This is a genomic window from Gilliamella sp. App2-1 (assembly GCF_001690255.1).
Classification (GTDB): domain Bacteria; phylum Pseudomonadota; class Gammaproteobacteria; order Enterobacterales; family Orbaceae; genus Gilliamella; species Gilliamella apicola_G.
In genome coordinates, this window is sequence record NZ_LZGR01000040.1 from 1 (window position 1) to 9,237 (window position 9,237).

Genomic DNA, 9,237 nt, shown 5'->3' on the forward strand with positions numbered 1-9,237 from the left:
TTTCCACCACAGTGACGGTTTAATGCGCTGTGCTTTTTCTAGTTGCCAGTTTGATTTGACATGTTTATGCGCTTCGTCCACCACCTCTAAGGCAAAATCACGGAGGTAAGGCTCGGTGATGCCTAGCTCATCTAATCCCGCTTCAATAATTGCTTTTTGTTGTTGTTTTTCTTCTTCAAATAGCTCATCAATTTCGTTCCATTTGCTTAACGCTTCATCGGCATACCATTCGCTTTCATATTTTACCAATAAATGCCCTATCAACTCCGCTGTCCAGCTTCGGCGTAATCCTTCCTTTAAATCCCTATCCGTAAAAGTCGGCGGCGGTAGGTCTTTTTTTCGTTGGGTTGAATATATCAGTGTGCCCGTTAAGATTTGATGTAATGCCCGCATCGCTGGCGTGTAATCGGCTAAATCTAATTTCGCCACTTTATTCTTGCCTATCTTGTCAGATAATTCACCTATCGAGGCCTTTTCTTCTATTGTTTCAAACCCAGGCCAGTGCCATGGACTACGCCGTTTGATATGAGCTTGTGCATTGTCTTTTATATTCACCCAACCATGTATCGGTAGCGTTTGCTCATCCAGTGCCGTCACTTGGGCCCATTTTGTGTTTTCATCCTCTATCGCTATCAAGCCATCATTCTCTAATGAAATTAGGGACACGGTACGAGGGTAACATACCGTATTACGTTTCTTTTCCTGTGGAGAAAGGGTGTCATCTAATGATAACGGAAAATCATGCCAATAACTTACGCTTGAATTGAGCTGCCCATCTTCGCCATTAAGGTGTAAGACTTTACTGGCGGCTATCCAGTACGGCTTGTTTTCAATCATAAAGCGAATCGTGAAAAAATCATCATCATTCGCAGGCTCAGAATAGACACTCGGTAACGTCGTATCTTGCCCCTTTCCGCCACTAATTAGCTCAACTTTATCGGGGATATCTGCCTCGGTTAATTCGGGATATATCCGCCTTACATACATTTTCTCACTTGCGGTTAAGGTGTACGGTTGCGCTGACGGGCTTTTTGCCTGTATCTTTCCATTAATGCCATTAACCACCTTGCCAACCCCTGTGTCGAATAACGGCTGCTCGGTTGAAGTATGAAAAAATCTTGAGGGAAGATTGACGGTATAGACCGGTTTGATTTTAATATAGTAGCTCTCGGTAGTGTCGGTAAAATGAATCGCCACCCCAGAGCTTAACCAACCTGCCGGTTTAGCGGCTTGAACTAATTGCGCCTCTTTTTCAACTAATATGATACTCTTTTCGCTTTCAGGCAGCTTGCCTGCTAAGGCGCGGGTTTTAGTGATAAACGCCGGCAAATCATCACAGGTCAGTAATTCAATATGTGCCATTGGCGGTAATTGCTTGTCTAACGCCCGTTTCATGTTCGATAACGGGGCTTCTTTAGGCTCGTCAAAACGTTCGGATTGGCTGACATTATGGCCGATGTAACCTATAAAGTCGCCTTTATTAATTGGCACAGGCGTTTTTAATACCACCACTTTATCTAATTTTTCAGGTTTAAGTTGGGTCACTATTAGTGAGGATAATTTGACATACCCTTTATGTGGCGCTTCATCCCCGCCATTTTCTGCAACCAAGACCGCCGGCACAGTGCAATTACCAATTTTACGGATTTTAGCATAGCCATTTTCTTGCCCATCCAATTCAAAAGTCGCGGTTTGTGGCAAATAGGTCAACTTTTGACTGTCATTCGCGGTGCCATAAACCGCAATGCCTTTGACTTCAACTTCGGGTTTGCCCACTTTTTTATTATCTTCTTTGCAGATTTCATAATCCTTATTGGCTTCCGCTGTCTTTCCTGTCGGTCTATCGGCTGCTGTCGTGCCAATATCATTATGCCAAACATAACCGGTAATATTGCCCAATTCATTTTGAAAGCCGTTTGGTGTCACCACCGTACCTGCGGTTATCGACACAATTTTATACCAACCAGGCATATTTGCTTTTTGTTCACCTAAACGTACTTTACTGCCTTTAAGCAATAAACCCATAATCTTTGTGTCTTTTCCCTTTTCACATATCACGCTGCCAGCAATGGTGTCTGCTTTTTTTTCATCCACTTTCCCTGCTTGCGCTTGCCAATAACAAGGGTAATTCACCTGACTACCGCTTTCTTGTCCTTTTTGCTGATAACCATACCAATCGAGTTGATGCATATATAAACTGTATAAGGTTATTGAGGGGGGCGTATTAGTTGCATTTGCGACTTTAGGCATTTGTAATAGGTGTCTAACTAAGGCAAATCCTGTTGAGAAATACGCCACTTTTTGCTGTTCTTTATAAGGCGTTTTTAGCTCAACATTGTCCTGATACACTATTTTATGGTAAATATTATCGACTCGATAAGCAACCACTTCGCCATGAGCCATACAACGCAATTTACCGTCATTATCAATTTTCTTTAGTACCCTTTCATCAAGATGGATCCCCCCATGCCATATCCCATTTTCACCAAACGGATAAAAGCCACTGATTGCCTCTGATAACGCTTTATAATACGCATCTTGACTGAGTTGTTTTTCACCAACGGGAAAGTTGAAATTGTCGATTCTTTTTATGGTCATGTTGATTGCCTTATTCCTTATGCGGAAAAGCCTTTTGAGTTAAACGATATATGTTTTTTTAATAAGGCCTCGAGCTCTTGATTATTAATATTCAGTTTTGTGGATAAATGATGACTTGCCGGCCCCATCTTCTGCATCACATTACATTTAAGATAGACATTATCTGGCGTGCCCAGTTCAATGCCTTCACTGCTAATTTTGATATAAGAGCCACCACAAATGAGGGTGAGGTTATCTTTGGCGGTAATGGTGACTTTACCATCCACACTATCCACTTTAATATCTTGCTTGGCCGCCATATTGAGGTTGGCGTTTTGGGCTTGCACTTCAATATCCCCTTGGTTGGCAAACAGTTTCATGCCCGCTTTTTGCGCAAATAAGCCAATCGCTTCAGCCGATGAGAGGGTGACATTTTTTAAAGCGTTGATATCAGTTTGATGTTCGCTGGTGAAGGTGAGGCTGCTCGCTGTTGTCAGTTGGATGTTTTCAGGACTAGTTAGGGCCATGCCTTCTTGCGCATAGGCCAGTAGGCCACTTTGGGTTAGCTGAGTTAAGTTGGCTTTAAGTTGCGCTTGGCTGTCGGTATCGGCGCTGTGCGCGTCGGATTGGGTGGCGGCATTTTGTAGGGCTTTAGCAATAGAGAGGGCATTTTCAAGTTGGGCAATGGCTGCTTGCATATCGAGCTGTTTGCCTTGCGCTTTCGGCTGGGTTTGGGTGGTTAAGTATAAGCCTCTATTGGCGGCAATCGCCCCCCATTCGTCAGTGCGCAGCTCAAAGCCTTCACCGCGGGGTTGTTTTTTATTATCGACCAAATGCCCCAAATTAAGTTGAGTTTTGCCGTATTCGGTGGCCAGTTTAATATGCTCTTGCCCACGTTTATCATCCATGCGCAGTTTGTTATTAGCCGGCGTGCGAATCACATTGCGGTGTTTGTTAATGGTGGTAACAAGGTCGGGGTGAGCACTGTCATGCATCGCATGGGCGATATACGGCCTATCGGGATTGCCCTGCATAAAGGCGATGGCCACTTCAGTGCCGTCAATTAACGGGAAGTGAAAGCCATAGGTGTTACCCGCATACGGTTTAGCTAAACGGACCCACAAGCTTTCCATGCCACTTTTCCATTGTTTCAGGTCAACATTAAATTTAACTCGATAGCGTCCTTGCGGGTCGATATAGCCATAGGTATCATTGTCGGGGCTGGTGACCCTTGCCGGTAACGTACCACTGACTTGTGGCCAGCGTATGGGCGCGGGGCGATAGGGTTTTAAGGGGTGATAAGGAATGGCGGTAAAGGTGAGCTCATAAGCATCAGTGCGATTACCCTGCCCCTGCACACTTAAAATGATGATACCGTCATTGATATCTGCCAGCGGGCTGCCGTTGAGGTTAATCCATTGGCCGGGAGCAAGGTGATAGCGGTTACTCTTACCTTTGAGAATAATTTGCTGGCTAATCGCCTGTTCATGGCGAATACGCGCATACCATTGACCGCTTTCAATCTGATTTTCGTCATGCGTATTATTCTCATTAGAATTATTGCCGTTATCACGATTATCATCACCACGAGTTTGTGGATTTTCCTGTCCGTTGCTATCTAAGCCTTGATAGTGCTCGGCATAACGGTAGTCGCTGCCATAGGTGGTGCGGTCTTTGGATTGGGTGTTAACTTCCCCCTGTAAATCGGCGAGGGCATCACGGTAGTGATAGTCTTGTACCTTGACTGAGGAGACCACCACTTCACTGTGCAGGCTGATATTCCAAACACTTTCCCCCCCCTATCGAGCGTGCCACTGGGCGGTTTATCGTCGATATCGGCTACCTGCGCATAGCCTTGCTCATAATCACTTAACACCATCACATCACAGTGGCGCTCGGCGTGGGTTTCAAAGCGAAACCAGATACCCACATCGGCCAATAAGCGTTGAATAAATTCAAGGTCACTCTCTTGCCACTGCGTGATAAACTCCCGCTCAGGATAGCTCTCTTTTAACTCTAAACGGTAATCAATGCCCGTTAAACCATGACTGCGCAGCACTTCTTCAACTACACTCACCACGCTTTGCTGTTGAAATATGGCACTATGTTGCCCAATAGCCAGCCGTGCTAAACACGAAGATAATACCACCTGATAATGAGCTTCCTCTTTATTGACCGATAACTGACTAAACTCAGTAATCACCCCATGCAAGGTGCGTTTATCATTCACCGACGGTAAGTCACTTAATGATGAGATTGTTGACATTACGCTTTGATACGGTTGATGGATAACAGGATTAAAAGAGAATGTGGCTTTTTGATTAAGCACTGAATCAATGGATAACGCTTTGTCAGCGCTGGTAAAAGTAATCACATAACGCCAAGGCTGGTTTAACGACTCATTACCGTCAACATGCCAAACCGAAATCGGCGAGCGCAGCCCCTCAACAGTTAAGCTATAGCGATTATGGCTAACGCCCCCTAAACCCGCCATTAATCCGTCCCCAAATTCACCGATTAAGGGATTAAGCGTGTTGTCCATATTGTTTTCCTATTTTCCCTAAAATCTCTATATTTTATTGTTAATGAGGTGATTGGCTTATCGTTATTTATAGTATTGTTTTAAGCATAAACGATAATGGAAACAGAGTATAAACCATTTTAACGCAACGTTAACCTTTTTAATCAATACTTTTGCTTAATATCAATAATATCTGTTAACTAAACGAGTATCTGGTAGCTGCTTAACGCCTTTATTTAAAAAGCGATTTAAGCAACGCTATACTTTATTAAGTACATTTTTTAACCTGTTAAATGAAAAATAATTTTATGCTGAAGCGGTATAGATTTCTGGATATGTTAACTAGAAATTCCGTCTTTTTTAATAAAGAAAAGCTCAGTTTTATTGCTGACTGTGCTATAACTATATGAAATTTAAAGATTAATTGGTAGAATGAAAAATCCTAATATTCCCTCTATTTTATTCTAATATTACTTTAATAAAAACAATGCATTATAAAATCATTGTTATTATTAAAATCATTGAAAAAGTTGGTGGAAATTTGGTGTTAAATATTTTAATAATAAAACAATGTGTTATAATTGGAGTGTTCCCTATACACATAGGGATAAACGGCGTTAATAGCTATCTATTTTACCTGTCGGTCAGTGTTCCCTATACACATAGGGATAAACGGCAGGTCAATAAATATCTAACAGCGACTTAAAAGTGTTCCCTATACACATAGGGATAAACGGCTCATTTTGTCGCACCTTTAATAACTCTTATAGTGTTCCCTATACACATAGGGATAAACGGATGTACGAGAAATAACATCAACTATTCATGACGTGTTCCCTATACACATAGGGATAAACGGTATTGGCTCATCTGAACGTGCTGTAGCAGATAGTGTTCCCTATACACATAGGGATAAACGGCAATAGTGATAATAATGTATTAATTTTTTTCAGTGTTCCCTATACACATAGGGATAAACGGTTTGTATTCGTTGAATTAATTCAAACTCACCGGTGTTCCCTATACACATAGGGATAAACGGCACGGATGCTTTAATTCTGGGTTTTGGTCGGGTGTGTTCCCTATACACATAGGGATAAACGGTAAATTCCTGAGGTTTGAGTTTGTACCTAAAAAGTGTTCCCTATACACATAGGGATAAACGGGTGGTTGTTGATAGTGGAAAATGTGAATATGTGTGTTCCCTATACACATAGGGATAAACGTTCGTTTAAAACCGATGATACAACAAGAGGAAGTGTTCCCTATACACATAGGGATAAACCGAAATCAGCTTCTATTCGTTTTGCTTTATCATCGTGTTCCCTATACACATAGGGATAAACCGACGCACGGAGGGCTATACCTCTACCCATCTGTGTGTTCCCTATACACATAGGGATAAACCGGGCTTGCTGTCTAATGAATGTTGATTTATCTGCTGTTCCCTATACACATAGAGGAATAAACTCTCAAGCTAGAATGGCTCATAGCGATGAAAAATCAACTAAATTTTATACCAAAAACCATACCGAATGGGTTGAAGTTCCGCACATCCAAATCGTAATTTAAGCGGGGGTAAAACTCGTTTAAGTTATTGATATCTATAACACTCCCTAAACCCCTGTTTTTTCTTACAGTTAAAAGCAAATAATTAATTGAATTATATCATTATTTTTAGTGTTAGAACCTAATTTTAACATAGTGGGCGGTCAGTGGTTAGAGTCCACCTAAGCGTACCATTCTAAAGCCTTACCTAAAAAGCCTTTAAAGTGATTACCTTAAATCTAGCTTTTATTAGTGAGATAAAATGAGGGTAAAAATGATATCATCGAATAGCTCTTTAAATGCTAACAACTTCAAAATAAACAAATTTTTTGCAAAAAAACCTCAATAAAATCAATACTTTTCCTGACCGATTTTTTGCTTAAAATTTGAGTTTTATTTTGGTGGAAGGAGTTTGATTATTTTTAATACGTGGCTTAACTCGTCTCCGGTTTGATAACATTCTACTCATTTAACTTTCCCCTTTTTCATTATCAATTTCAAAAAGCAATTTATATATTTCTTTCATAGATTCGAATCGCTCTTTAGTCCAATACTGGCTATTCTGTTATTGTTGTCGATTTGATATTAATAGTTTTTTGCTTGTCATTACTGAATATGCTCAAAAGAATATATAGGTTGCATGTTTTCTATTAGGTTAAGTATGCAGTCTTTGCTAAAACATAAGTATTTCTTGAAACTTTTGACAAAAATCAGTCACTTTTGTTGATACAATTTGCATACTTTCTGATTTATTTATATTTAAATGCTTTTTATCGTGGCAAATACTCTGTTTTTTAGTGATTCTATTTTAGAAATGGCTCCAACCAACTAGCTTCTCATTTTTGGTATTTATAAAATAAAAAAACAGCCTGTTTTTAGGCTGTTTTTTTTAAAATTTTTAAACCAGTTTTAGGAACGGTTAGCTATTCCCATTCTATAGTCGCCGGTGGTTTTCCGCTTATATCATATACGACACGAGAAATACCATTGACTTCGTTGATGATTCGATTGGATACTCGCCCTAAGAAGTCATAAGGTAAATGAGCCCAATGTGCGGTCATAAAATCGATGGTTTCAACAGCACGCAGTGAAACGACCCAGTCATATTTTCGACCGTCACCCATTACGCCAACAGAGCGTACTGGTAAAAATACGGTAAAAGCTTGGCTGACTTTGTGGTATAAATCTGCCTTATATAGCTCTTCAATAAAAATGGCATCGGCTTTGCGTAATAAGTCACAATATTCTTTCTTTACTTCACCAAGTACCCGCACACCTAAGCCTGGTCCTGGAAATGGGTGACGATAAAGCATGTCATAAGGTAGCCCAAGTTCTAAGCCCACTTTGCGAACTTCGTCTTTAAATAGTTCTCTCAAAGGTTCGACCAAGCCCATTTTCATATCTTCGGGTAAGCCACCAACATTATGATGTGATTTGATCACATGGGCTTTACCGGTATCAGCAGCTGCTGATTCAATAACATCGGGATAGATAGTGCCTTGAGCCAGCCATTTTACCTCTTTTAATTTTGCTGCTTCTTCATCAAATACAGCAACAAATTCACGCCCTATAATTTTGCGTTTCGCTTCGGGATCCGCTTCACCTTTTAGTGCAGCTAAAAAACGCTCTTCGGCATTTACGGCAATAATATTTAAGCCAAATTTATTACCAAACATCTCCATAACTTGTTGTGCTTCGTTCAAGCGTAATAAGCCATGATCAACAAAGACACAAGTTAACTGATCACCAATCGCTTGATGCAATAACAATGCTGTAACAGAAGAATCTACCCCACCCGATAAACCGAGTAAGACTTTGTCATTACCAACCTGTTCTTTAATTCGAGCAATAGCATCGGTAATAATTGAAGATGGTGTCCAAAGTTTTTCGCAGTGACAGATATCAATCACAAAACGTTGCAATAACTCGAAACCTTTAACTGTATGAGTCACTTCTGGATGGAATTGAACTCCATAAAATTGTTTTTCGTCATTAGCCATAATAGCAAATGGGCAAGTTTCAGTACGACCAATCAGAGTAAAACAGTCAGGCAAGGCTGTTACTTTGTCACCGTGGCTCATCCAAACATCAAGTTGATGAATACCTTTTTCGCTTGTGCTATCCAATATGCCATCAGTTAATTTTGACGATCCCACAAGATCCACTTTAGCATAACCAAATTCACGTTGGTTAGAACCAGTCACTTGCCCCCCCTTACCAACTTGAATGGCCATAGTTTGCATGCCATAACAGATACCCAAAACAGGTACACCAGCATTAAAGACATATTCTGGAGCACGTGGACTATTAGCTTCTGTGGTACTTTCTGGACTTCCTGATAGAATAATACCTTTAGGATTAAATTGTTTGATTTTCTCTTCTGATACATCCCACGGCCAAAGTTCACAGTACACACCAATTTCACGAATACGTCGAGCAATTAATTGAGTAACTTGAGAACCAAAATCGAGGATTAATATGCGCTGTTGGTGGATGTCTTTTTTCATCAATTTTATTCCTAAACTATGAACTAATACAAAATCAGGGTGATATTGTACCATTTACCAAATAAATTGAGAGCATTAATTAAA

Annotated in this window: 2 protein-coding genes, 3 pseudogenes and 1 CRISPR repeat array; of the genes and pseudogenes, 1 reads left to right on the forward strand and 4 read right to left on the reverse strand. The window is 40.6% G+C overall.

The window, feature by feature from the left end:
- From A9G22_RS05110 to vgrG, 3 genes and pseudogenes are all read right to left on the reverse strand, one after another.
- Positions 1–2,598, reverse strand: a pseudogene (locus A9G22_RS05110) (hypothetical protein); the annotation flags it as partial.
- A gap of 17 nt (positions 2,599–2,615) precedes the next feature.
- Entirely contained in the window at positions 2,616–4,334 is a 1,719-nt protein-coding gene (locus A9G22_RS05115) for a DUF2345 domain-containing protein (RefSeq protein ID WP_141669982.1), read from the reverse strand.
- Positions 4,335–4,426: 92 nt separating this feature from the next.
- Positions 4,427–5,119, reverse strand: a pseudogene (gene vgrG, locus A9G22_RS11640) (type VI secretion system tip protein VgrG); the annotation flags it as partial.
- Positions 5,120–5,684: 565 nt separating this feature from the next.
- Positions 5,685–6,507: direct repeats of the CRISPR family, unit length 29 nt; unit sequence GTGTTCCCTATACACATAGGGATAAACGG.
- Positions 6,508–6,559: 52 nt separating this feature from the next.
- On the opposite strand from vgrG, the pseudogene A9G22_RS11815 reads away from it, so the two are divergent.
- Positions 6,560–6,670 (forward strand): annotated as a pseudogene (locus A9G22_RS11815) (integrase); the annotation flags it as partial.
- Between the two features lie 899 nt (positions 6,671–7,569).
- On the opposite strand, the gene guaA reads toward A9G22_RS11815, so the two are convergent.
- A complete protein-coding gene (gene guaA / locus A9G22_RS05125; protein ID WP_075508471.1) occupies positions 7,570–9,153 on the reverse strand; it encodes a glutamine-hydrolyzing GMP synthase in 1,584 nt (527 codons plus the stop codon).
- Between the last annotated feature and the right edge of the window lie 84 nt (positions 9,154–9,237).

Coding starts and splice junctions, on each gene's coding strand:
- guaA (WP_075508471.1), bottom strand. CDS start 9,153: ATGAAAAAAGACATCCACCAACAGCGCATATTAATCCTCGATTTTGGT.